Raw genomic sequence first — 292 nt, forward strand, 5'->3', positions numbered from 1 at the left:
CTTCATACTTAATGTGGCAAAAGCTTTATCTAAAGACAAATCCGACCGAGTTAATAAAGGCTCAAGAGCTAATTGGTGAATTAAATTTAAATCTGCTAAAGATTCGATATATAAGATTGTTCCTTTGCCGTTTTGGAAAGGAAAATCTAATTTTTTTATATCGTCTGAATGACAGAGCTTATTTTCGATATAATTAATGTGTTCCGGAACTGAGGGAAACATATGGTTTTGATCCGTACTCTTTTGTTGTTCTTTTTGCTCTGTCATAATTTCCACCTCTTTTAGATAAAGT

At 32.2% G+C, this 292-nt stretch carries 1 pseudogene; it reads right to left on the minus strand.

The annotated features are described in order from the left end of the window. Positions 1–267: pseudogene (locus ACSG5Z_RS31370) on the minus strand (spore germination protein); the annotation flags it as partial. Positions 268–292 lie beyond the last annotated feature (25 nt).

Source organism: Bacillus pretiosus (genome assembly GCF_051294775.1).
Classification (GTDB): Bacteria; Bacillota; Bacilli; order Bacillales; family Bacillaceae_G; genus Bacillus_A; species Bacillus_A wiedmannii.